The organism is Pseudomonas sp. FSL W5-0299 (assembly GCF_005930655.1).
Classification (GTDB): domain Bacteria; phylum Pseudomonadota; class Gammaproteobacteria; order Pseudomonadales; family Pseudomonadaceae; genus Aquipseudomonas; species Aquipseudomonas mandelii.
The window spans coordinates 1-24280 of record NZ_RXHX01000050.1; the positions used below are offsets into that span (position 1 = coordinate 1).

Annotated in this window: 20 protein-coding genes and 2 pseudogenes; 11 read left to right on the forward strand and 11 right to left on the reverse strand. The window is 56.1% G+C overall.

All coding sequences use genetic code 11. The features are described 5' to 3' along the window. Positions 1-76: 76 nt before the first annotated feature. The 9 genes and pseudogenes from FHL16_RS31295 to FHL16_RS31330 all read right to left on the reverse strand — a co-directional run. Positions 77-889: pseudogene (locus FHL16_RS31295) on the reverse strand (reverse transcriptase domain-containing protein); the annotation flags it as partial. A gap of 709 nt (positions 890-1598) precedes the next feature. Next, positions 1599-2924 (reverse strand): OprD family porin, encoded by a 1326-nt coding sequence (locus FHL16_RS31300; protein WP_077750296.1) that lies wholly within the window; start codon positions 2922-2924, stop codon positions 1599-1601. A gap of 327 nt (positions 2925-3251) precedes the next feature. Then, on the reverse strand, positions 3252-3905 hold the full coding sequence (locus tag FHL16_RS31305; protein WP_077750297.1) for a DUF2931 family protein: 654 nt from the start codon (positions 3903-3905) through the stop codon (positions 3252-3254). Further along, positions 3898-4773 carry a phospholipase effector Tle1 domain-containing protein gene (locus FHL16_RS34830; RefSeq protein ID WP_306108738.1) on the reverse strand — a complete coding sequence of 292 codons (876 nt, stop codon included), beginning with the start codon at positions 4771-4773 and terminating at the stop codon, positions 3898-3900. The genes FHL16_RS31305 and FHL16_RS34830 overlap by 8 nt, the downstream gene beginning before the upstream one ends. 650 nt (positions 4774-5423) lie before the next feature. Further along, positions 5424-7377, reverse strand: a pseudogene (locus FHL16_RS34835) (type VI secretion system Vgr family protein); the annotation flags it as partial. A 58-nt stretch (positions 7378-7435) separates the two neighbouring features. Beyond that, positions 7436-7840, reverse strand: coding sequence for a TetR family transcriptional regulator (locus tag FHL16_RS31315; protein ID WP_077750298.1), 405 nt, complete (start codon positions 7838-7840; stop codon positions 7436-7438). Continuing rightward, the gene (locus FHL16_RS31320) at positions 7837-9726 is read right to left on the reverse strand and encodes an integrase (protein ID WP_077750299.1); all 1890 of its coding nucleotides are present in this window, start codon (positions 9724-9726) and stop codon (positions 7837-7839) included. Before FHL16_RS31320 ends, FHL16_RS31315 begins: the two co-directional genes overlap by 4 nt. Then, positions 9723-11399 carry a hypothetical protein gene (locus tag FHL16_RS31325; protein ID WP_077750300.1) on the reverse strand — a complete coding sequence of 559 codons (1677 nt, stop codon included), beginning with the start codon at positions 11397-11399 and terminating at the stop codon, positions 9723-9725. The genes FHL16_RS31320 and FHL16_RS31325 overlap by 4 nt, the downstream gene beginning before the upstream one ends. Then, entirely contained in the window at positions 11399-12544 is a 1146-nt protein-coding gene (locus tag FHL16_RS31330; RefSeq protein WP_077750301.1) for a tyrosine-type recombinase/integrase, read from the reverse strand. The genes FHL16_RS31325 and FHL16_RS31330 overlap by 1 nt, the downstream gene beginning before the upstream one ends. An 87-nt stretch (positions 12545-12631) precedes the next feature. Here FHL16_RS31330 and FHL16_RS31335 point away from each other — a divergent pair, with 87 nt between their 5' ends. Genes FHL16_RS31335 through FHL16_RS31345 form a run of 3 tightly spaced genes read left to right on the forward strand, consistent with a single transcriptional unit; the run spans position 12632 to position 16096 of the window. Further along, positions 12632-12859 (forward strand): Y-family DNA polymerase, encoded by a 228-nt coding sequence (locus FHL16_RS31335; protein WP_077750302.1) that lies wholly within the window; start codon positions 12632-12634, stop codon positions 12857-12859. Between the two features lie 55 nt (positions 12860-12914). After that, a complete protein-coding gene (locus FHL16_RS31340; RefSeq protein WP_011914410.1) occupies positions 12915-13934 on the forward strand; it encodes a tyrosine-type recombinase/integrase in 1020 nt (339 codons plus the stop codon). After that, entirely contained in the window at positions 13931-16096 is a 2166-nt protein-coding gene (locus FHL16_RS31345; RefSeq protein ID WP_011914409.1) for a tyrosine-type recombinase/integrase, read from the forward strand. Before FHL16_RS31340 ends, FHL16_RS31345 begins: the two co-directional genes overlap by 4 nt. Positions 16097-16240: 144 nt before the next feature. Here the strand turns inward: FHL16_RS31345 and FHL16_RS31350 are convergent, their stop codons facing one another. Both FHL16_RS31350 and FHL16_RS31355 read right to left on the reverse strand, forming a co-directional pair. Then, positions 16241-16804 (reverse strand): chlorite dismutase family protein, encoded by a 564-nt coding sequence (locus FHL16_RS31350; RefSeq protein ID WP_026084028.1) that lies wholly within the window; start codon positions 16802-16804, stop codon positions 16241-16243. A 23-nt stretch (positions 16805-16827) separates the two neighbouring features. After that, positions 16828-17190, reverse strand: a complete 363-nt coding sequence (locus FHL16_RS31355; RefSeq protein WP_071534424.1) for a cupin domain-containing protein — start codon at positions 17188-17190, stop codon at positions 16828-16830. Positions 17191-17639: 449 nt separating this feature from the next. On the opposite strand from FHL16_RS31355, the gene FHL16_RS31360 reads away from it, so the two are divergent. From FHL16_RS31360 to FHL16_RS31395, 8 genes are all read left to right on the forward strand, one after another. Then, positions 17640-18728 carry a DinB/UmuC family translesion DNA polymerase gene (locus tag FHL16_RS31360; protein ID WP_077750303.1) on the forward strand — a complete coding sequence of 363 codons (1089 nt, stop codon included), beginning with the start codon at positions 17640-17642 and terminating at the stop codon, positions 18726-18728. A gap of 61 nt (positions 18729-18789) precedes the next feature. After that, a complete protein-coding gene (locus FHL16_RS31365; protein ID WP_069900605.1) occupies positions 18790-20283 on the forward strand; it encodes a DEAD/DEAH box helicase in 1494 nt (497 codons plus the stop codon). Positions 20284-20311: 28 nt separating this feature from the next. Continuing rightward, positions 20312-20572 carry a hypothetical protein gene (locus tag FHL16_RS31370; RefSeq protein ID WP_077750304.1) on the forward strand — a complete coding sequence of 87 codons (261 nt, stop codon included), beginning with the start codon at positions 20312-20314 and terminating at the stop codon, positions 20570-20572. Then, a complete protein-coding gene (locus tag FHL16_RS31375) occupies positions 20569-20976 on the forward strand; it encodes a hypothetical protein (protein ID WP_069900603.1) in 408 nt (135 codons plus the stop codon). Before FHL16_RS31370 ends, FHL16_RS31375 begins: the two co-directional genes overlap by 4 nt. Further along, positions 20957-21280 carry an HU family DNA-binding protein gene (locus tag FHL16_RS31380; protein WP_256547034.1) on the forward strand — a complete coding sequence of 108 codons (324 nt, stop codon included), beginning with the start codon at positions 20957-20959 and terminating at the stop codon, positions 21278-21280. The genes FHL16_RS31375 and FHL16_RS31380 overlap by 20 nt, the downstream gene beginning before the upstream one ends. Positions 21281-21416: 136 nt before the next feature. After that, the gene (locus FHL16_RS31385; RefSeq protein WP_069900601.1) at positions 21417-21884 is read left to right on the forward strand and encodes a hypothetical protein; all 468 of its coding nucleotides are present in this window, start codon (positions 21417-21419) and stop codon (positions 21882-21884) included. Between the two features lie 15 nt (positions 21885-21899). Next, positions 21900-23360, forward strand: a complete 1461-nt coding sequence (locus FHL16_RS31390; RefSeq protein WP_069900600.1) for a 3'-5' exonuclease — start codon at positions 21900-21902, stop codon at positions 23358-23360. Further along, positions 23357-24160, forward strand: a complete 804-nt coding sequence (locus FHL16_RS31395) for a hypothetical protein (protein WP_069900599.1) — start codon at positions 23357-23359, stop codon at positions 24158-24160. The genes FHL16_RS31390 and FHL16_RS31395 overlap by 4 nt, the downstream gene beginning before the upstream one ends. Positions 24161-24280: the final 120 nt, after the last annotated feature.

Sequence of the window (24280 nt, forward strand, 5' to 3'; positions counted from 1 at the left end):
GCCTCCTGAGAGAATCGGGAGCACAGCATCCGGCATCAGCTAAGCGCTTTGAATGTGGGGTTCATGGAGCGCTTACTACGAAACGATGGCCCCGTCGTTCTAGCTCGTGGTCGAGTTCGTTGAGCAGAATGTTCGACAGCAACGGCGAGAGCGGGCCGCCTTGCGGCGTCCCTTCCTGCCGTCGGCTGACGAGTCCACCTGACATCGTTCCCGCTTCGAGATAGCGACGGATCAGCGTGAGCACACGTTTATCTTCGATTTGACGCTCGATGTAGGCCATCAGCACGTCGTGGTTGACCCGATCAAAGAACTTCTCAAGATCGAGTTCCACGCAGCAGCGATGACCCGCCGCCACGTGGGCACGGGCAGTTTCGATGGCTTGGTGAGCACTTCTACCCGGACGGAAGCCGTAGCTGTAATCCGAGAACAGAGGGTCGAAGATCGGCGTGAGCTGTTGCAGCAGAGCCTGTTGGATCAGGCGATCCACGACGCTGGGGATACCCAGCTGCCTTGTCCCGCCTTTGGGCTTGGGGATTTCGACGGCACGTACACCTTGCGGGTGGTACTCGCCTGCCAACAACCGAGCCTTGAGGGTCGGCCAATACTGTTTCACGTAGCCTGACAAATGCTCGACCGTCATGCCATCGGCACCCGGCGCGCCTTTGTTGCTGACTACGCGTTGGTACGCACGTCTGAGGTTGGCGGGTGCAAGCACCCGCTCCATCAGCGTGTCCGGCTCCGCGTTCGTCCACGTCACAGACGCCGCCGATACCTGTGCGCTGTCAGCCGTCATCCTCGGATACTGTCCGGGACTCGGAGTAACAGTCTTCTCTTGGAGAAATTTCTGCATTTCGGTATTCAACGAGACTTTGACGCCTACTGGCGGCATAACTTGTTCGGCCCTTGGTGACGCGGTTATCCGCCACTTACTACGGCCTCGGCTGACTTCTGCACGTTCATCCCGTCGCCTCTCGACGCTCGGTAGCACTGTGGCAAACGTGCAGATCTCCCAGGGTAATTCGCGCGACCTTCCTGCTTATGCCTGTCGGATCTACGTCGCAGCGTCCCGTGCAAGTATTGGGCTTTAGGGAAACACGCCCCTTTACCCCGCTGCGCCGCCTCTATCCGCTTGCTGTTCGTCAGGCCAGCATTTTGCCTCGGGCTTCCTTCAGATTCGCGGTCACCCGCGACACCCTTGCCTCTGGCTAACACTTCCCCTTGCCGGGTGTGTAGAGGACTTTCACCTCCAAGTCACCAGCGAGGCCACCACAGCCAAGCTGGTTGCGCTTGCGCGCAACGCGCCATGCCTGGCGCACGCATAAAAAAGACGTCCCGAGGGACGTCTTAAAAATTCACCTTTTTCCAAAGGAGCTTCTAAAGGTGAGCTTGGAGCTTTAACTGAATAGCAATGAGTTTCAGATTTTCACAGACTAGCTACTTGTCTGTAGGACTCCAACCAGATGCGCTAGCTAGGTTCCTATTAACTCCCACTTACTATAGGTGATTCAAGTTAACATGGGAATGACTGAAAAATTACATTTTTGAAATCTTTCGACTGAAAACGGGATGTTCGTCCAGTGAATCATCCCATTCAGGTATTACAGAATCGCTAGTGGATACTCAATGATCACACGAACTTCATCCAGATCCGATTCAAATTCAGTTGAGCGAAAGTTCATTTGTCGCAAGCGGAAGGACATATCTTTCAAGGAGCCTGCCTGAACGACGTATTTTACTTCGATGTCGCGCTCCCAACGTTTCTGATCGGTCAACGGGTTTCCATCCGCATCGCGCCGCATGTATGTGGCGTTGGCGTTGGAGTAGTCGGCGTCGGTGCCACGACCATAACGTGTCATAAACGACAAGCCAGGTACACCATACGAGCTCATGTCGAGGTCGTAACGCACCATCCATGAACGTTCTTTTGGCGAGTTGAAGTCGCTGTACTGGATTGAGTTGTCGAGAAAGATGGAATCCGACTGACGCAGATAGTCGAAGTCGTCGTTACCATTATTTCGCTGGTGAGAAAGTGCAAGTGAGTGTGCGCCATACTTCACGCCAACCTTAGCGCTCCAAATATTGTTGTCGAACTCGCCCAGCAGTTTTTTCCCTTCATCCACGGCCTTGTAGTAATTCACACCGCCGAATACAGAAAGCTCATCAGACAAGGAGTAGTTCAACCCGGTACCAGCATAGTATTGATTCCAGGCGTCTTTGAGACGACTGGAGTAAAGACTAACGATAATATTCTTATTCACATTGTAGTCGCCACCAAAATAGCCGACCCAAGGTGAGTTAACAGGGCCTGCATAGAAGGTTGCGAAGTTGTCGCGCATATTGCTGGAGACTGGTTGACTCATAGCATGCAGGCGACCACCCTGAACTGTCAGCCCTTCGATGCTGGTATTGGTAGCGGTCACACCCCGGAAACTTTCCGGTAAAAGCCTTGAGTCGCCAGACGCCACGACAGGGTTGGCGGGAAATACATCACCTACTTTCACCACAGTGTCAAAAGCGCGAACTTTTGCCGCGCCACCGACTTTCGTGTATTCATCTCGAGCTTCGCCGTCGCCATTGACAGGTAGTACATCGAATGAACTACGACCGCCGTTACGACCGTCACCCGTATCAAGCTTCAAACCGATCATCGCGAAAGCGTCGACGCCCACGCCTACAGTGCCTTGGGTAAACCCGGATTCGAACTTACTGATAATCGCATGCGACCAAGCTTCGGAGTAGCCATTGCCCGTGGGGCTTGATTGACCGTTGCGATGATCACGATTGAAGTAGAAATTTCGATTGAGCACGGTAAGGCTGCTGTCTTCGATAAATCCCCCAGTCTTTTCCTCCGCAAATACCATAGACGGCCCAGAACTGACAACCAACGCCAAAGCGGCCATCGAAAATTTTGTATTGTTATCCATTAATCACTCCTTAGGTTCGGCAGAACTAGAAAGTTCTTCGGCTGGAATTATTGTTTACGGGAGCAGTTTCTGCTCCCGTATCGTCGCCGACTTGTATCGTTGCAGTTTGAAGATAACGGGGAGATGATTGTAAAATTACAATTTTGTAATATTTATGATTGTGTCAGCACATGACTGCAAGCAGTGAGGCCGCAGGCCATGGCCTTCAAACCATATCTGTAACGACCTGCATTTGAAAACGCCCCGACCTGCAATGTGGGCGTTTTCAAATGCAGGTCGTTACAGCTAACCCTTCGCATCCAGGATACTTAAAGGGCCAGCACTGACCTACTTCCAAGAGTCGTAGGGCACACCAAACTTCTCGACATAGGCTTTGGAAACTGCTGAAAGGGGCCGGTGGTGACCGCCAGACTTACCTTCATACGGGCCACGTGGATCAATCACCGCTTGTACCGTAGTCACCTCGATCGGTGTCATGCAGGGACCGGTTACCCAGACTTTGGCAATGCCTCCGGGAACCAGCCTTATACCGATTGCCTCACGATATCCGGTGATCCATTGCCCATCGGCAGAGCAGAACACCTTTTCCCCCTTGCGCATGATCTCCCGGGTCGCCTCAGGTATGTTAATCACCATTTGGTAGGTTTGCGGCTCGACCAGCGATTGCCAACGGACATAGATCTGTTTGGGCAAGTCAGCCCCTGTCACGTACTTACCCTTACCCCAACCTGCTCTTTTCGGCCAGCCTCGGGGATCGCCGGAGTTGTTGGGGGGCGTTAGTATTGACGCGGTGCCACTCATCGCACGTGAATATAACTGTTCCTGAATATCGACCACATCCGCCGACTCGATCCAAACTTCCATGTAAGCGGGAGCCGAAAATCCCAAGCGCCAGGCTTTATAGGGCATTGACTGGCTTTTGGCAAAGGTGCAGCCACTGAGTAGAAAGGCGGCAAGAGCGACACGGATAAAATTACTCATTCGGGTGCACCGTGCGCACAGAGTTTTCGTCTGGTCGATTAATGAAGACGATATTCAGGTCGCTATTGTTGCGATTTTTAGCGGCGTTCCAGTTATCGGAGACATGAACGTAACGTTGGAACAGCAGTTCCTCCTCTTGCGGAGTCAGCCCTGTTGTTTTGCTTTTCCCCTGAGCGAATGCCATCAGTTTTTTGGAGATGGGAACGAGTTCCGCAGGCAGCGCTAGTCGCGGTTCGCCTTCGTCAATCTCGCCAAACGGTACTCCGTTTTCAACAGCCAGTTCGCGCATGATCCGAAAGTGGATCAAGGACAAGTCACTGCGGACTTCGCGCTGGCTGCTGACAGCCGCATACACGTGTTTCATGTTTTTTTGATCGTCTTTGTCAGTGCTACGAAACGGTACCTCCCAAGTCCGGATCTCCAACGAAAGGTTATATTGGGCCAGTTGATCTTGAAGCCGTCTCAAGTCCTGCTGGGCAACCTTGTAACTGTTGGCTTCAGCGAAAGAGGTCCTTTCTTCGACCTGGCTTTTACGCGGTTTGCTGAGCAGGATGCGCTCCATCGCCTTGGGTAAATAGCCGCCGCCCAGGTCTGAATGTACGCCAGGTAGGACAATATCGGCCGATCCAAGACTGTTGAGGGCAAAGTTATAACGGCGTTCATTTCGAGCGACCAATTGGACGACTTTCTTAGCCGCGTCTGGCGCAAGATGGATATTGATCCCTGGGTTATAAGCGTTATTACCAGTCCAGTCCCCCACCAGCGGATTGGCAATGGCCGCGACGGCGTCGTAAACGCCAATGAAATTTATAGAGACATCAGTATGCGGCGTCCATGAAAAGCTATCCGACAATATCGGGGCACCCATCGGCAACGCTTTGGCGAGGATACTTTGGTTCCCTTTAATACCTCATTGGCAAAATCCCCTGCCGCTGCGGAGCCACGGCTGAACCCGAAGATATCGAACTCGATTTTCGCCACGCGCTTATCGGGGTTGTTGTCTTGAAATGTTTGCATAGCCTTGAGAATAAGTGGCGGTGTTTCTTCAACTCGCGCCCTGACACCCTGCACACCTATACCGGTACCTTGCGAAAAAGTGGAATCTTCTCCAGTGCTGCTGGTTCCGATCCCGTCCACATAAACGGGCAGGCTGGCCGTCTTGGCATCGATGGGCAGGGTTTCATCCGCCTGGTCTATGTAAAGGTCATACAGCCTGGCGACGTTGCTAACATCATTGCCATAGCTGTTGTCCGGGGAACTCCCCTTGCCGTCATAACCGTGAGCCGCACAGAACTGACGAATATCTTCAGCGGCTTCCTCCAGGTTCACGTCCGGCGCAAAGCAGCCAAAGACACGCTCGCTGTTGTTGCGGTTGTTGCCCGTCCCATCGAAGAACATCCCAACACGTAAGGTGATGTCTTCCAGCTCGACCTCTTCTTCCTCTTCCTCAAGCTCTTCTTCCACCGCAGGTGGTTTCGAGTCAGGGGCAACACTGAGTTTCCCAACCGGTGGCGCACTCAACTGTTGCCCCGCAGTGGCAGCGACGGCGGCACCAGGGACTAATGGAGTGAGAATCTGGATACCCGTGCCGACGCCAGGAGCGCCCCCAGAATTGACCTTCACCTCAGCGCCACTGATCGTCACGCCACCGGCGTCCAACTTGACGAAGCTCTCGCCAGCCTTGGCGGTCAGTTCCATACCGCCCTCAATCACCACCTTGTCGCCTGCGTAGTAGTGAATCTCCTGGCCCGCCTCGACAACTGCGCCGTCCCAACCTTTACATGCTGAGTCACGCCAACGGTCAGGTGATCATCCGCCCGCACTTCAGTCTTGCGATCCAAGTGGGTGATCCGATGCTCTTCAGCCTTGAACTCGCTGAACACATTGACCTCAACCGTGTCATGTCGTTCGTTGCCGACGCGAATCTTCTGGTCATGCTCGATGCTTTCATCCCAGTCACGCTGGGCATGCAAATAGATCTGTTCCGCACCTTTTTTGTCTTCAATACGAAACTCGTTGTAACCCTTGCCGCCCGACGAGCTGAGCGTCTTGAACGTGCTGCGGGTCTTGTTCGCCGGCAGTTCGTAGGGGACAACATTTTCCTTATGAAACAGGCAACCGGTGATTAGCGGTTGGTCGGGATTACCTTCGAGGAAGGTGACGAGCACTTCCATGCCGACGCGCGGGATGGCGATGCCGCCGTAGGCATTACCGGCCCAGCCGGTGGCGACGCGCAACCAACAGCTGGAGTTATCGTTAGTCTGACCGTCACGATCCCAGTGGAACTGGACTTTGACACGACCGTATTCGTCGCAATGGATTTCTTCGCCCAGAGGCCCGGTGACGATGGCGGTCTGGCTACCCAGAGCCTTAGGTTTTGGGTGTTCCAGGGCAGGCCGATAATGCGCATCCCACGGAGTAGCGAGGAAGCGGTTACGGTAGCCCTGTTGAAAATCGTCTTTGCTGTGGGTGACATCGCTGGTGATGCTCTCGCCGAGCACTTGCGGCTGTTTGCCTTCGTGAATCACTTCCAGCAACAGCCAGAGGTCGTTCCACTCGGCGAGCGGGTGTTCGCTGAGGGCCAGGAAGTGGCCGCTGACCAGGGTTGGCTCGTCGCCTTTGCCTTCGGCGAGTTGGTAGTCGCTGCGGTGGCGTTCCAAGGCGCGGGTTGCCAGTTGCTTGCCGCGTTCGCGGTCGGTGAATCGGCCGGGGTAGTCGTAGTCTTCCAGGTCCGGGGCGAACGTGCTTTTGGCGGCGCCTTCGGGCAGGATGCGCGGTTTTTCGAAGTCGTAATCCCGGCGGCTGACGCGGGTGGTGCGGGTTTCCAGGCGCAGGTTGAAGCGCTTGATCACCGGTTTCTCGGCAGCCATGCCGGAGTCTTGCTGGTAGGCCACGGGCGCGAGTTTGCGGAACACCGTCTGGTCATCGCCGAACACCAGTTTGTGGCCGCCGGCACTGTGCTGGAAGTGGAAGTGAATGCCTTCTTCTTCGCACAGGTGCTGGATGAAATGCAGGTCGGATTCGTCGTACTGCACGCAGTAATCGCGTTCCGGGTAGATCGCGCCGAGCTGGAAGCTGTAGGCATCGGCCAGGATGCCGCGCGCTTCGAGGACCTGCGCGATGATCTTCGGCACACTTAAATGCTGGAAAACCTGCTGGTCATGGTTGTGGCGCAGGTAGGCGAGTTGCGGCACCAGGCTGATGCTGTAACGGGCCAGGCTTTTCCGGAGTCGCCTTGCTCGATGCGATACACCAAGCCGTGGATGATGCCTTTGCCGGTGGCGCCGAAGGTCAGGCAGCCAGGTTTGTACTGGATCTCTTCGAGTTTCAGGTCAGGGCGGGGACTGACCAGTTCAATGTCAAAACAGAACGGCTGGTTGAGGGCTTCACGGCCAACAAAACTAAGTACCTGAAGGTCAACGGATATGCCCTCCAGCGTCAGGGCAATATGAGTTGCGTTTGCGTCCAGCATGCCTTGAGTTCCATCCATTGATGCGATTTAGAATCTGGATGGTGCTGGAATATATCCATTACCTCAATGCAAAAATTGCCGTAGCAAAAAAGTCGGCCTGCTTGGCTTTTAGAGTACGCGTTTCTGCCATCAGTACTTCGTTAATCGAGGCGAGGTTGGCAATCTTTTCGCGCAGTTCCTCATTCTCTTGGCGGAGCATTCGATTTTTCTCGCGCTCAGCCAAAAGATCCTGGTGTTTCACATCCCGCTGAGCACGACTTGAACGCCCCTGAGCTTCGCGGATCGCCTCAGCGACAGTTGGGTAGTGATTGTGAATCAGAGCGGTTGAAACACCCGCTTCACGCGCCACCGCGGCGATAGTGACCTTGGATTCGCCGCTATGCGCCCGACCGCGCAGGATGCGTGCAAGTGCGAGTTGCAAATCCCGCTCGCGGGCGTCTGAGGGCTTGCGTTTAATGGTCATGCTACGTTCTCCTCCGGATCGTATCCAAGCTGCATAAGCACGTCACGACAGCGATCCAAATCACGCAATACGCGCTGACGACCACCGTCACCAATGTCGTTGCAATCCAACAACCTCTTCAGGTTGTCGTAAAGGCGCTGGTAGATACCAACGTGTGCACCTCCAATCACGGCGTTGTTGCAATCGCCGCAGCGCGTTCGCTCCATGGTGTTGCCGACGCAACGATCATCGTCGGCGGTACACCAGGCGTGACCATTACTTCGAATCGCGGTGCTCTCAGCGATCGAGGTTACCATTGAGGCGTGGCTCTTGAAGATCGCGAGGTTCGCCGAATCGCGCTGCCAATGCTTGATTGATCGACCGTAGCCGCCAGTCAGCGGTGTGTCCCCCAGCCAAGTGCCGACGACCTCGGACTTGATGTCTTCGAGTTCTGACTGGATGTCTTCGTACAGTTCAATATCGAGATGCTGCCCCCAATCTTGATCCATGGCGTAGCCCAAGGTCATGTCCATGGACCAGTGTGCGAAATGCTCACGCAGGTAACGCAGGTCGCCGAATTGACTGTGTGCGGCATAGTTGGCGAATTTACGGCGAAATTGATGGCTGGCTAAGATCCAGTTCAGACCACAGCTCTTCGCGTACGCTTTGAGGCACATGTTCCATGCCGAACCCGAGAGGGTACGAACTTGATTACGCTTCGTGGCAGCCACCCCGAGAAAGAGAGCATGCCGATGCTTCTGCGCCGTGGCGATTTGCGGATCACTCGAATTAAGCGTTCTTCGCTCGGAGATCTCAGCGTCGATCATGGCCTGGTACGGCTCGGCCCAGCGCTCCATTAGGCGCAACACGTGCACAGCAATTTTTGGAATCATCCAGTCGTGCACGCCGGTATCGGTTTTTTCCGACGTGGAGCGCAGCCAGTGAAAGACCGTGCCTTCATCGTCTTCCGTACGGTGGCACGCGCCAGCTTTTACGTTGGCCAACTCATGATTCCGGCAACCGGAGGTGCTGGCCAGAACGATATAGGAGGCGGTTCTCAAATCTTTAATCGCTTGGTTGAATGTCTCAAGCCCGCCTTCCCACCCAAGAGCGGTCAGCTGGCGAACCTTATGCTCCTGAATTGATCTGGTCACCTGTCCCTTGCGTGCTACAGCGACGCTATCGAGGGTGTCGCGCAGATCGAGCAGACGCTCACCGTGCTGAACCTGTTCATAGGCCTTCTCGAACAACGTACAAAACACCTCATCTGGTATCAACGGCGTTTTGCCGGCCTCACTGTTGAGGGAGGCTCTACCGGCCAAGGCTCTCGCCGATGTATCAGGCCAGGGATGTCTTGGGATTGGGTCGTTGGTGTACTGACTGAGTTCATGAAGCGCCTCGACTGACATAAAACGACGTTCAAGGGCCGCCGGAGACAGCGCCTGCCCCCGATTGCGACGCGTCTGTCGGATCTCCCTGCACTCGGCGACGTAATTTGCACAGATCATGGGCGTTACAGCGCCGAAGTGACCGAGCTTAAGCGCGCTTAAATACCGCAGAAAGGGCAATACATTTTCAAAAACATTGCGCAAAGTACTTGCCACGGGACGCTTCTGCCCTGCGCGACCGCGTCGTAGGTAGCGATACAATAGGGACTTCATCACCGCTAAAAACGCAGCGGGTACTCGATTGAAGTCCAAGTTCCTCATGTTGTCCGGTACATTGCTCGTCAACCCTTCGAGCTGCCAAATGTTATCGCGATAGCGACTGAGGATGACCCAGTGGCCATCAACATGAATGGCACTGACAATGAGTGCTTCGCGGTCGCTCTCGGGCAACTCACGTATATCCCCTGGTTGTTGTTCAATGCTTGCCCAAGGCAACATGGTCACATTGTTTTTGCTCATGCAAACATCTCCAGACTTTCCACTACATCGGATGACCAAAACAGGTGCGGATCGCGGCGAGCCTGCTCGCGAGCAGCTTCAACGGAGGCCGATTTGAAGGTTCCACGCCGCAGCCCTTCAGCCACGATATAGTCGTCAATCAATCGAGGGATATGCGCGTATTCCTGCGCCCAACGCCGCTTGTTCATGCGGGTACGCTCCGCAAACACACGGAAGTAAAAACTAAATAGCCGGTGCAAATCGTCTCCCGTGACCGCGTAATGTTTGCATCGCAGACAGTTGAGGAATGAGAAACATGCTTCCCCCTCACGTTTTGGCGCATATTGGCCGTTCACCGGATCACCACAGCGCCCCATTGGGGTAGTTTTGTAAGTAGCGCCAATAGTCCGGCTGAGTAATTCCTGAACCATTATCTCGCCCATAAACTGCCAGTTGCGCCTGGCGTCTGCGCTAGATGCCAAGTAATTTCGTCCGGCCACCTGTGGTGTGTTACCAAGCGCGATGGCCGTGGTCATCAGGTCACCCGCGAGCAATTCGAATATTCGGTTGGCAAACGTTTTACGTAGTCGAGAGATGTTGATGCGCAGCGGCTGACCATCCGTATCGACGAGTCCATAATCAGTCACCAATTTTTTGGCCGCTAGTTTCAGCGCTGAATCCGTCAGGACAATGACCGTGCCGACGCCTGGACCACGGTGCACGCGATACAGCCAAACGCAATCCTTAATGTCGTTCGGAGCCTCCGCACGCAGCGTTTCACTGTGAGCAAGGACACGGCGGATCAGACGTTCAATGTTGGTTTTGATGGTTGGGGTCGACTCCAGCCGACGCTCAGTGGCGCTCTCTGCGCGCAGAGCCACTTTACTGCTGCTGTGTCCGCGGCGCTTCCAGAGAACCAAAAAGACACTGTTGTCTTTGGGGTGAGCGCGCAGGCAATCGTGCCCCATCTCCAGCAGCGGCGTGGCGTTACGCCCGGTGTGCAGCGCAACGGTCAACAAGGCATAAGCCAGTAGCTCACCAGTCACAAAGGCGTCTTCATTCCAGATTGGCAGGATCGCCTGTTTCAATGCTGAGGTGAACGCTTGTCGCTGGCGTTTCGGTAGGGGCGTTTCACCCTTACTCTTGCCACTGTTTGGGAACGGGTTTCGCGGAAATGTCGCATCGTCTCCTGTGGTGACCAACGAAATTATCCCTCTGCGGCCCAACGCGTGAAGGACGCACTTCATACCGGTGTAGTGAGTACTCTGGCTAAGCGTGGTAATGCCCAATCCAGCAAGGTAGCCAAGAAAATCGTCAATCAATGCACGATCGATGTCGTTCAGGGTCAACTCACGGCTGAGCGCGGTTGCACGCAAAATCATGTAATTGAGGAAGTGGCGTAAACCGCCTTTACAGAAGCTTGCTACGGAGCTCGCTTCGACCCCAGTGTCCTGCTGGGCTAGAAAGCGTTCCGTCTGTCGCTGGCAGGCATAGGTAATCGAATCGATACCCACGCCATACCAGAAAGCGAAGTCGATGCCGCGCGAGCGAGTGGCATTCCTTCCGAAGTCGACCCTTGTGTGGACAGGTGGAATCACTTCGGGGAAAACAATGACAGACCCGTTCGCGTCATGACTATGCTCGACTTGCGGGATACTGAGGTCGGTCTTTAAGAAGACCTTGCGCTTCCCCATTAAACCGCTCCCAAGTCGTCAGACAGTTCATCGTCGTAAGCCAGCACGGCGTTGTCGGCCAGTTCGTTGACCAAGTGCAGGTACACCATCGTCGTCTGGATCGAACTATGCCCGAGCTGCCGCTGCACAAACACGAGCGGTTCCAGGCTGCTGCCATTGCGCTGAAGGGCGACCAGCGTATGGGTCGCGTAGGTGTGGCGAAGCATGTGCGTATGAACCTTGATATCCGCACGCTTGCCAATTTCTCGGACAATGCGCTCGATGCGTTTACCATCATCGGCGTAGGGCTCACCAGACTGATTCAAGAACAGCGATTTGTGCTGAGTACGACTCAGTGATGCCCGCTCGCCACGAACCTGCACGACATATCGGTGCAGATCCGCGAGAAAGCGTCGACTGATAAAGATGTCACGCGGTTTGCTTCCCTTCGTACGCATCCCGTGACCATCGTGCGGATCAAGGCGAACCCGGATGTTGCGCTCGTGCCTGCCCGCTTTATCCGGATCGAAGACATACGCCAACGGAAAAGAGGCGATTTCCGCCCGCCGCAGCCCCGTCCGAAGTCCGAGTCGAATTATCATTCGGTGATGCGGGTTTTCCGCCTTCTCCAGCAACACCTTAATCTCGTCCATGCTGAGGAACTTCGGCAGCACCCGATGCTGACGCGGCATGACGTCGTTCACCATCGCCTTTCCGCCGCTGGCATTGACGTGTGCAAGAAAACCGGTGGACCGTCGGACCTTCCGCTCCTCATAGCCAAACGGCAGTCTACTCACCCATCCCTGCTGCTGAGCGTACTCGTAGAATTTGCAGACATAGTGAAGTCGTTGACGGGTCGTTGATCGAGCCAACTGACACTCCACCAAGCAGTAGTCCCGGTAGCCCGCGACAACGCTCTTGTCCTCGCCACGCTCCACATCGCGCCAGGCGAGGTCATGTGCCTGAAGGAAACTGAAAAAGTCGTACAGAGCACGCCCCGTGCTTGGCCAAGATTTCCGCGACCCAATGGCTCCCCGCAATAAAAAGTAGCGCATGAACTCATTGGCAGGAACACAACTGTCCATGGTGTCCCAAAGCAAGAGCGGAAAGCCTGGATATGGACGACCGCCAATCACCAAGGACTCAGTAGCCCACAGAAGCTCCATCTACTCCCCCTAACCTATGACCTGAACTAACGATTCGATAATTATTTTCTAATTTATTGTTTATAAAATACTTATGTCCTAACGTTTATCAAGCCCCAGAACAACGGCTTTTACTGCTCGGCGCAGACGCTGTTTGAGCCGTGGTACCGGGACCGTCCAGTCGTGGTGGCCAGCAACAACGATGGCTGCGTTGTCAGCCGCAACGATCCAGCCAAAGAACTGGGCATCAAGATGGGCCAGCCGGTGTTTCAGCTGCGCGAGCTGATGGCCCGAGGCGAGTTGAAGGTCTATTCCTCGAACTACGCGCTGTATTAAGTTAGGTGGAATGCTTTTGAGCTAGGCTGAATCCGTTGACGCTCAGGGGGCGCCCATGACCACCACCCCATTGCACAAGCAAGTGTTAAGTCGTTATTCCAGTGTACAAGCTTGGCTGGAGCTCTTGGGTAATCTGGGGCGTGCGCCGGCCACCCTTGACGCCTATGGCCGTGCCCTTGCGCATTACTTATTGCATTGCGAAGGGAGTGGGCTGAAACCCGAATCCGCGACATTCGAACAAGTCACGCTCTACATCCGTGAGCTGCTACCTGGCGCAAAGAGCGCGGTGGCGAATTCAACCTTGCACCAGCGGCTTACTGCTATCCGGTTGTGGTACGACCACCTCGTTTTTCAGGGTCTTTGCGAGCACAACCCCGTGCCCCGCGGACAGCATGGTCGGCTGGCCCAAGTGCCTGGACATGGAGGGTTTGTCAGGGGCTTGCTCCCACGGCTGATTAAGTTGCCAGACATTCCCACCGATGAGCAGTGGCGACACTTTCTCAGTATTGCGGCCAGGTCGTCTATCCGTGATCGACTAATGCTGTCGTTGGCGTATTTCGGGGCTCTTCGCCGTGCCGAGTTGGTGGCCTTGCGTATTGAGGATTTAGACGTTGCACACCGACTGATCTCGGTGCGAGCGGAAACGACCAAAGGCAAACGCAGCCGCGTCGTGTGCTACAGCCCAGACATTGCACCTGTCTTGATAGAGCATCTACATGCTCTTCGCGGCGCTGGCTGGATGCGAGGTTCGTTGTTTCGATCAGCATCAGATCGTAATCGAGGCTCGCCACTGTCCCGTTGGGCGTGGAGTAAAACGGTTGAAGGGTGGGCCAAGGAAGCGAAACTATCGCACCTGAGCACTCATACCTTTCGCCACCTTCGGCTTACCCATCTGGCCCGTGCGGGCTGGAAGCTCCATGAACTGACCACGTATGCTGGACATCGAGACCCCAAAACCACTTTGATTTACCTGCACCTATCTGGCGCGGATTTAACCGCAAAGATGGCGCACTCCGTCGGCAGTCTCGATGCTCGGATGTTCTGTGAACTCTTTGGGTCTGAGGCATTGCTATGAGCACCCCCTCAGTCACCCCTTATGTTCCGTTCGACGCGAGCAAGTACGTACGTCAGAGCGATCTATCGAAAATCGAGCTGAGCATACTTTCGAATCGCTCTCACCGTTCAGACTGGGGCTACCTCCAATCAGAGATACCTGAGCTCATGAGGCCGCTAGCTGATATAGCGGCGCACAGCGGCGTTTCTCAGCGATTAGCCATTTCATCAGTGGCAGTCATTCTCTGGAATGTCAGCAAAACCGGTAAACCCTACTGGTGTTGGTCTGAGTCGCAGTGGTTGACCTTGCTCAGTAATCGAGCAGGATCACGACCATATCTCGCTTCCGTTGCTTACCATCTCGGCGATTTTCGAACCCCGCAGCGTATCGCCAAATTCCGGCAGCCGGCGATATATGCTTCTTTTATCTTCGGCCATGCCGTGTTCAGACATGAGCACGTTCGCTTGAGCCAAGCGTTGAGATCGCTGGGCTACGCTGCTCGCCATCTTGAGCAGTTCCTTTCCAACGTGCTGGGTGCCTTGATGCTGGAAAACGGCGATCCGCGGTTGGAGACATTCACCGAGGAACTGCTACTGAAGGGCCAACAGCATCGAAGCGAAGGTGTCGCGAGATCGGTCGGAAAGGTATCTCACGGCCTCGCTGCCATGGGGATTTTGGCGAAACCTTTACGCATGCGAGGCTATACCTGTTGGCGGGCGAAAAGCATCGAAGGCATCGATCCGACTTGGGCAATGTGGTGCCGTCGATGGCGAGACACTTCCACCTTGCGTCCACGCACACGTGAAAGCAATTACAGTTTTATCTTGAGGACCGGTGTCTGGCTAGCGCGCGAGCAATCAGGAATGGCGGCGCCTACCGATTGGAGCATGTCCACTTGCGCTGCATTTATTGCTGCCGTCGACCGGATGACGGTCGGTGAGTGGGCTTTGGAGTCAGCGAAGGGAACACAGCTAAAGGGGCTTGGTCAGCCTATCGCTGCCAACTCGAAGCGCGGCTTTCTACATGCCTTGCGACGATTTTTTACAGACTTTGAACTCTGGGGATGGGGTCGTTTGAAGTTCAGCCCCCGGCATCACCTCGCCACCCCGCGATCCGTGACATTCAACTCGGGTATCAACCCGCGGGTAATTGATGACTCGACCTGGCTCAAGCTGATTTGGGCGAGTCTAAATCTTGAGCGTAGTGATCTGCTTTCGGAGATTCACTATCCGCTGTCGATGGTTCAAGCCATTGCTGTAGTGTGGACGCACGCTGGTTTGCGCAGCAATGAAATCATGCGCTTGGATAAAAGATGCGCGCATCCTCAGACCAATGATGTGGTACACGAGGATGGGACCATCGTTCCAGCAAAAACTTTATGCTATCTCGATATTCCTGCCAGCAAGACGTTCAAAGCTTTCGTCAAACCTGTAGCGGTGGTCGTGAAGGAGCGCATTGACGCCTGGCTGGAGGACAGGCCTGCTAACCAGGCCGCTTTGCTGGATGAGCGAACCGGGGAAAAAGTTAGCTACCTATTTCAGTTTCGAGGCAAGCGCATAGGCTCCAGTGTCATTAATGGCACCATCATTCCAATGCTATGCGCCAAGGCGGGTGTGCCACTGGAGGACAGTCGCGGGCGAATCACCAGCCACCGGGGACGTGCCTCCGCAGTGACGGCGCTCGCCAGCGTCCCTCAGGGCATGTCGCTGATCGAGCTAATGCAGTGGTCGGGACATAGCTCGCCGAATTCGACTTTGCATTACATTCGAATTCGGCCTACCAAGCTGGCAGCATCCTTCGTTAAAGCCGATCAAATGGCCCATATGGTCTCCGTTTTGATCGATCATGACGTAATTGTTCGCCATTCAGATGCCCCCTACACCTTCTATGACTTGGGCGACTCGTATTGTTCAAATCCCTTCTGGAGCAGCTGCCCACATCGCATGGCCTGTGCGGGGTGTGACTTCAACTTGCCGAAAGCCAGCGCAAGGGCCCAAGCATTGGAAAGCAAATCGTCTATCGGACGGTACTTGGAGGCCGTGCCTTTAACTCCCGACGAGCGAGCCATTGCCGAGGGCGACTTGGAAAAGCTGGAGAGCCTCATTCGAAAGCTGGACAATGTGCCGGCTCTAGACGGCAGGATGCCGAGGAGATCGATGAGAGAAAGAGGAGGCTATAAGTAGAAAAGTTCTTAAGCGACTAGTGGCTCGCTAGACATACCTGTCGCGTTACTCCTAAGTTATGCGACACACTAGATTTTTCGGGGTTTTGCTGGGCTGCGGGTGTCGCAGGAGTGTGCCGCACGTAGATCGAAGTTAAACCTGATGCTAGGCCGGCTCATGCACTAGCCGGATGTCGATTTCTCTGTCGACATACTGCCACTCCACCGAGGCTCGGAGTTCGGCCAGAAGCCTGTTAAAGGCCGTCTCATCAGACGGGGAATATTCGAACCAAGTCAAGAAGTCGAAGGGTTCGTTCTCGCCCAGGTCCCGACAATGGTGGAGGCGGCGGGCCACAGCAGGGAGATATTGGAGCCCGATGTGAATGTGACGGGACTGTTCCTCAAAAATCTTCCGGCGTTCGTCTTGAGACAGTCCCCACCATGAGGGGTTTTTCCGGATAGGGATCAGGGCGGCGCAGGTAGCCTCTGCTCGACCCAAGCTTGGCTGCTTCGCCACGAGACGATCCTTCTCTTCACGCACGACATAGCGCTCGTTACTCGTTATCCCGCGAAGGAGCCATTTGGTGCCCGGAGGCTGCGGCGAAACAGAGCCAGCGGCTACGTTGAGCCGTGGGATTCCAGGGAGAGGGGCTCCTGCCACGGCATTCATCGCAACAACGCGCCAAACCCCCGTTTCTCCACCAGCGAACGTAAATACTCGTGTATTCATCAGGTTCCTCTCAGGCCTTTCGCCTATTTCTCAGATAACGCAAAACCTGCACTGCCCGGCGCAACCACGGAGACAAATATGAAAGGTCCTGGACCAGAGTTCACGGCACCATGTACTTGCCCAGGTTTTGCAATGGCAATATCTCCAGCTTTAAGATGAATTTCTACGCCGTTGCCTTGATAATACTTGGCCTCACCTGAGATAACCGTCCAAGTATCTTGGCCGTGAGGATGGACATGGGCAGCTATTTCCTGCCTAGGGTAGGCGTGCCAAACTACAACGACAGAATCGTTGGTCTCCAGAACAACTGAACGGATCGGTTCGCCGTTAGACGGACGGACATATTCGTCCACCGAAAAAATCCGCGATTCCGTTTCTGCTTTCATGTTCACACTCCATTCCTGCACCGCAAGGTGACGTGCATCTGGCACTAACACCAAGACGAAGCCTTGATCTTGATGGGGGCGGAGAAGCTCGACACGCCGAACGGCATCATGAAGAGCACTTTCATGCGGCACCAACCATTTCTTTTAACGACACGAGGCTCGTATGCACATGACGATATGTACTTGAGCGCCTTTCGGAAAAGCTATGTTATAGGACGGAGACCGTCAATACTCCGTCGTGGGTAGGCATGACAGAACGGTAGGATAACGGCGACGTTTTGGTCATATGTACATGGGAGGGCGGTTCACCGCTCGGCAGGGGTGTTGTCGATGGACAGGTGTCCGCCTTCGATGTAACAGATCAGCTTTGACCGGTTACTAACAGGATGACCGGATGATCCGGTGAGCGACGGCGATCTCCTCAGAAGCTACAGCCATACCGGTTGGGTATGAGAAGCTCCAAGGGCGAGCATGGCCCGGTTCTTATTGACTTTCTATTACACATAAACCAGTCACTCAGCAACCGCATCATGGCCATCCTCGAAGAGCTGGCCCCGCGAATTTTTGTCTACAGCATTGACGAATGCTTCGCAGACCTCGGTGGCGTGCCCGATCCGGAAGAGTGGGGAAGGCATGCCCGAGACGAGATTCAGCGCCGTCTTGGAATGGGCGTCGGTGTCGGTATAGGCCCGACGAAAACTCTCTCCAAGCTCGCCAACTGGGCCGCGAAAAAATGGAAGGCCAAGACCGGCTGCGTCGTCGATCTGCGTGACCCGGTGCGCCAGGAAAAGCTGCTCAAGTACGCACCTGTGTCTGAGGTTTGGGGGATAGGCCGCGCGCTCAGTGCCAAGCTGCAGGGCGAGCTGAACATTCATACTGCCTGGCAGCTGGCCACCGCCGACCCCAAGCTGTTGCGCCGCTACTTCAACGTCAACGTCGAGCGTACCGCACGGGAGCTACGCGGCATTGCGTGCTTTCCGTTTGTCGACGGCAGCCCGGAGCGAAAGCAGCAGATCATCTGTTCGCGCTCATTTGGAGAGGAAGTTTTCTCCCTGGAGCAGCTGGAGGGTGCAGTCACCGCCTTCTCCACCACTGCAGCCGGGAAGCTCCGCGCGCAGGCGAGCCTGGCCAACTGCGTCCAGGTGTTCGCCAGAACCAGCCCTTTCACTAAGTCCGAGCCATACAGCGGGGCAAGGATCATTGCACTACCGTTCCCCAGTTCTGACACACGCGACATCGCCCAGGCGGCACTCGCTGGCCTGCGCAGCCTATACCGGGAAGGCCCGGCCTACGCCAAGGCCGGCGTAGTGCTCTCACAGTTCGTTGAGCGCGGATCAATCACAGGGGATCTTTTCGCCCCAAAACCACGCCAGGGCAGTGATGAGCTTATGCGTGTGATAGACGTGATCAACGCCAAGCAGGGCCGGGGAGCAGTACGCCTTGCTCGCGACACAGCAGGCGGCGCGTGGTCGATGCGCCGGGAGATGCTGAGCCCTGCGTACACCACCAACTGGAAGGAGTTGCCGAAGGCGCACTAGCGGGCTTGGGATTCTGCCAGCCCGTGATTCCCTGTATGGGTTCAAATACAGGGTTGACCCAATGGGACTGCGCAACTACCAAAAAACCCAGATGAGCATGCTCCGGCAAGGCGTTGCGGCCAAGAACTTGGTGCAGATGCTCATGAGCCCGACCGGCTCGGGTAAAACCGAAGTGGCCAAGGCGATCATCAAGGGTGCCCACGCCAAGGGCAAACGGGCATGGTTCATCGTCGACGGCGTGAAGCTGCTCGATCAGACACTCACCCGCTTCATGGCTGATGGCATTACGGCGGGTGCCATTCAGTCTGACCACCCCTGCACAGATCACAGCCTGCCGATTCAGGTAGCGACGATCCAGAGCCTGCGCCCGCGCCTGCAGTCCATGCTGGCCCATCGCCCCCCGCAGCTGGTGGTGATCGACGAGGCGCACGTTCTCCACCAGGCACACATCGAGCTGATTAATTGGTGCGAGGCGAATGGGGTACCGGTCATTGGCCTGAGCGCGACGCCATTTCGGCGGGGCCTGGGTCTCATCTTCAAGCGCCTGGTTACCTGTATCACAACGAAAGAGCTGACCGAGCAGGGCTTCCTTGTTCCAACTGAGTGCTATGTCCCCTCGGTGCCGTCTCTCAAGGGTGTGAAAACTGCCGCTAACGGTGACTGGATCGAAGACGAGCTGGCCGAGGTCATGGGGGATGCCCAGATCGTCGGTGACGTAGTTAGCCACTGGAAGGAGCTAGGAGAGAACCGTCAAACCCTCGTCTTTGCCTGTAACGTCGCCCACTCCAAGCAACTGGCCGAGGCGTTCTTCAACGCGGGCGTGATGGCTGCCCACATCGACGGGTACATGGACGGCGACGAGCAGGACGAGATTATCCGGCTCTACAAGGCTGGCAAAATCAAAGTGCTTTGCAGCGTCGCGATGGTCGCCAAGGGCTTTGACGACCCTGCGACAAGTTGCATCGTATTGGCCCGCCCGACGAAAAGCTTAATGCTGCACTATCAGATGCTTGGGCGTGTGCTCCGGCTATGCCCTGAGATCGGCAAGAAATTTGGCATCATCATCGACCACGCTGGCAACCTGTTGCGAAACGGCAAGCCCACTGATGACCTGCCTGACCGGCTGGACACGGGAGAGGGCGACCCTATCGACCGGCGCAAGCAGGATCAGCAGCCCGAGGAGAAGAAGGAACGGGCCTGTCCGCAGTGCAAGTTCATGTACTCGGGGCTGCTATGCCCGAAGTGTGGTCATGAGGTGCAGATCAAGGAAGGCGTTGCAGTGGCCAACGGTAAGCTCGTGAAGCTCGAAGACCGCAAAACAGTGATCGGCCCCAATAACAAACAGCGGATCTATGGGGAGCTCCTGCAATACGCCCGCAGCAAGAACAAAAAGGACGCATGGGCGCAGTACGCCTACCAAGCGTTCATGGGCGAGCCGATCAAGCGAGAGTTTCTGAGCGTTCAACCTGTGCCCACCACACCTGAGATAAGCCAGTGGGTGAAGGGCTACAACGTCCGTCGCGCCAAGAGCAAAGGCAGGGAAAGGTTTGGTTGATGTGACTTGGGTGGAATGCAAACCCAAAATGAGCGAGCCTAGAAAACCGAATCCCGAGGAGAGTTTTTCCGTGCAGACCTTCCAAATGCTGGCCAGCACAGCCGCCAGCCTGAACACTCCCACGCCACCAATGGTGTACCTGCAGTTGCTGATGGGGCGTCCATTTCCCTCTACAGCAGATGGTTCCGAAACACGCGAGCGACTTGAATGGATGTTGGAAGCTGAGGCTCGGTACCGCCTCAAACTGGCGCAAAAGATCCTCGACATCGCCCAGGCTGAACACAAGTGAAGCTCAGCGAGATCGAAACCAGCGTGCCCATAGGCCGGACCCTGGAGGGCCGGACCATCACGGTTCGCGATCTGTTGGAAGCATTTGCGACCGTGAGCGGAACGAGGTTGGGCTCGCAGGAGTTCGACCGCGCACTGACCGACCCAGCCCAGCTGCATGCCCGAGGAACGATCGACAACGCCGCCCGCTATTCGGCACTGCGGGCGTTGCTCAAAGCGGCCCAGGAGCAAGGCCCGCGCACATTCGAGTCGAAAGCAGTTGGAGTGGGCATGCAGTCGATAAGCGTTAGCCAGGCAGTGGCAGCGGATGGCCGGCAAACCACCACCCTCAGTATTGAGCTGAGTGGAGAGCCGGAACCAGGGCTTGGGATTGACCAGGCCCTTGATACGCTGGCCAGGCCTTAGAAATTCAACCAGTAGGAGCAACACAATGAATCGTCAAGAACTCGTGCAGCAAATCGCCCAGCAGACAGGCCAGACCCAAACCGCCGTCAGCGAAGTGCTCAACAGCTTCGTATCGACCGTCCAGGATGCCGTGGCTGCAGGCGACAAGGTGACGCTGGTCGGCTTCGGCACCTTCGAGGTAACCGAGCGCGCTGCGCGCACCGGGCGCAACCCGCAGACCGGAGCGCCGCTGAACATCGCCGCGTCCAAAGCCCCGAAATTTTCGGCCGGCAAGCAGTTCAAGGATGCCGTAAACGCCAAGTAATCGAATCATCAAGCAGAGCCGCCTACGGGCGGCTTTGTCGTTTCTGGGCGTGGTTAATCTGGACCTAATCCGTCCCGATATCCGCTTGGGATAAACGAAGGACATGCGAGCATGGCGCCATCGTAAAGGAGCCATCATGGACCCCATCAGCAACCCGCCACTGACCTTCCGCTCTGCAGCCACGGGCTACCTCATCGCTCTCGTTTGGCACGCCTGGAGAGCGCTCACGTTTCGCCATCAGGGCGACGGACTGACATCACTATCAAATCGCCACCTGGCTCTGCTCGTCGTTCTGGGGGTGTTGGTCAGCAGTTTGCTTCCGCCCCTGGTCCTGGGTGTGCCAGTTCCGCCTGTAGGCGCGATGCTGATCACTGCGGTTTCTATCGGCTTTGCTCGCTGGCAATTCGGCGTATCAGCGGCCACTGGGTTTCTTCTGATCATGTTTTTTGGCGATGCGCTGGGCGTCCTTCTGTGCTGGGTAGCTGGTGAACACGGCAAGCAGGTCGACCTGGCGTACACGCTATGGGCATTCATCGCGAACCTAGTGTTCTTCGTGCGCAACGGCCGCGCGCAAAAGCGTCGCGCGAACTCGACAGAAAAATAATCCCTTGGAATCCGCATGAACTCGACTCCTGAACAGCAACCGATCATCGACTACGAAGGCGATCACCTGGTCGTGAAGGCCTACGCCGGATGCGGCAAGACAACGACGCTCGTTGCCTACGCGCATGCACACCCCAAGCTGCGCATCCTCTATCTGGCCTACAACCGGGCGATTCGTGACGAGGGGGCCTCCAAGTTTCCCAGCAATGTCGTGTGCAAGACCTCCCACCAACTTGCATGGGGCACCTTCGGCCGGCAGTACCAGCACAAGCTGGGCAACGCTCGCCTGACTGACATTGGTAACTTGCTGGGTACGCGCGACTGGGGGCTCATCAAGGACGCCCAAGCCACCCTGGCTGCCTATATGTCCAGCGCCCAAGCGGAGATTGGGCTTGCCCACATCTTCAGCAGCGGCCAAGAGGAGCTGCAGACAGCCGGCGACGCCTACATCGACAAGGTGATCCACTCGGCCCAGCGCATCTGGGAGGCCATGTGTGACACCAAGCATAAATTCCCCTGCGAGCATGACGCCTACCTCAAGCTCTACCAGCTCAGCCGGCCGCAACTGCCATTTGACGTTGTGCTGTTCGACGAGGCGCAGGACAGCAACCCTGTGACGGCGGCAATCGTTGCCGAACAGCGCGCACGGAAAATATTTGTGGGTGATAAATGGCAGCAGATTTACCGCTGGCGTGGAGCTGAAAACGCCCTCGACGAGCAGATCGAGCTGGGTGCTGACGCCATGTTCCTGACTAACTCATTCCGCTTTGGCCCAATGATCGCCGGGGTGGCAAACGCCATCTTGGCAATGCAGGGCGAAACACGCCCCCTGGTTGGGTATGGCGCAAAGGACCGAGTAACCACCTCGCTGCCATTCGGTACCGAGCACCATGCTGTGCTCAACAGAACTGTTGCCGGCGTCATCATGACCGCCATCGACGCGGTGACCGGGGGCCAGACCGTCTACTGGAATGGAGGCATTGAGGCTTACCAAATTTCCGACCTCGAAGACCTCTACTACCTCAAGCAAGGTCGACGCGATGAGATCCGCAACAAGCGGATGTACGGCCCGTTCAATTGCTTTGAGAACTTCAGCGAGGCTGCAGAGGAGACCAAAGATCCGGAGATGAATCGCCTGCTGCGCATCATCAAGGATCACCCGGACATCCCGAAACTACTGGCCGCGCTGCGCCGCAACTCCACCGATGATCAGTCCAAGGCCGATGTGACAGTGAGTACCGTTCACCGGAGCAAAGGTCTGGAATGGGATGTGGTGATGCTTGAGGAGGACTTCCCGGACATCTTCGACACTGAGAAGATCAACGGTGAAAAGCTCGTCGACGAATTGAACCTGCTCTATGTCGGCGCGACGCGGGCAAAGAAGGTGCTCGTGATCAACATGATTGTGGAAGTGATTATCCGCAAAGCAGTGACCGCGATGAAGATGATGCAGGCATCAAAGGGCGCTACAGCATGATTGAGCTTTTCCTGGGGCTTCTTCTTGTGCCCTCTATGGTCATCTGGATATGGGAGAAGCTGGTGAGCCGCATGTCGATGATGGCCTGGGGCGTTTATCGGGCCACCGGCATCATTGGTACCCCAATCCATGAGATGGCTCATGCGCTGACGTGCTTGTTGTTCGGCCTGCGTATCACGTCGATCTCGCTCTACTCTCCGAACGTCATCACCGGCAGCATGGGTTTCGTCCGGTTCCGGTATAGCCCCGGCAACATCCGTCACGCCGTAGGCATGGCCCTGCAGGGCATAGCGCCGCTGATCGCAGGTGGGCTGATCGTGGTGCTCGTGCTGGGTACCTACTACGCGGTAGAAGCGCCCAACCAGGGGGTGGTGTGCTTGTCGCTGTGGATAGGTCAGGTTGCCATGCTGAGTTTGGGGGCGTTGCTCGATCAAGCAACCTCGGGCCTCGCAGGCGCTCTGGTGGCCTGCCTGCTGCTGATGATCGCGATGCACGCGATACCGAGCTGGGCAGACATCAAGACTGGCCTCAAGGGGCTGATTGGCGTCGTTGTGCTCGGCGGCTGCCTGGTGCTGGCCGTGGAGGGCCTGTGGGCAGCTGGAACATCGCTGGTCGGTGCCAATGGCGCTCAGTACCTGGAGAAGGCCTTGCTCGGTGCAGAGTGGGCATTGATCTGCGCGGTGTTCGGCGCTGTCTCCGTGGTAACCCTTGCCGTGGCCGGATCGGTTGTGTTCGTCCTTGCCCCCTCGACGGTATGGTACTGCTGGGATTGGGTGCGGGGTGCGCGCGGGGGCCTCTAGTGCAGCAGTTGCTTGGTCGTAAAGCTCAGGGCGCAGCGCACCCTGACCAGGTAGCGCGGCAAGCCCCGGTGTTCAGACCGGGGAGGATAGCGAGCAAGGCGCAGCCTTGCCCGGTGTTGG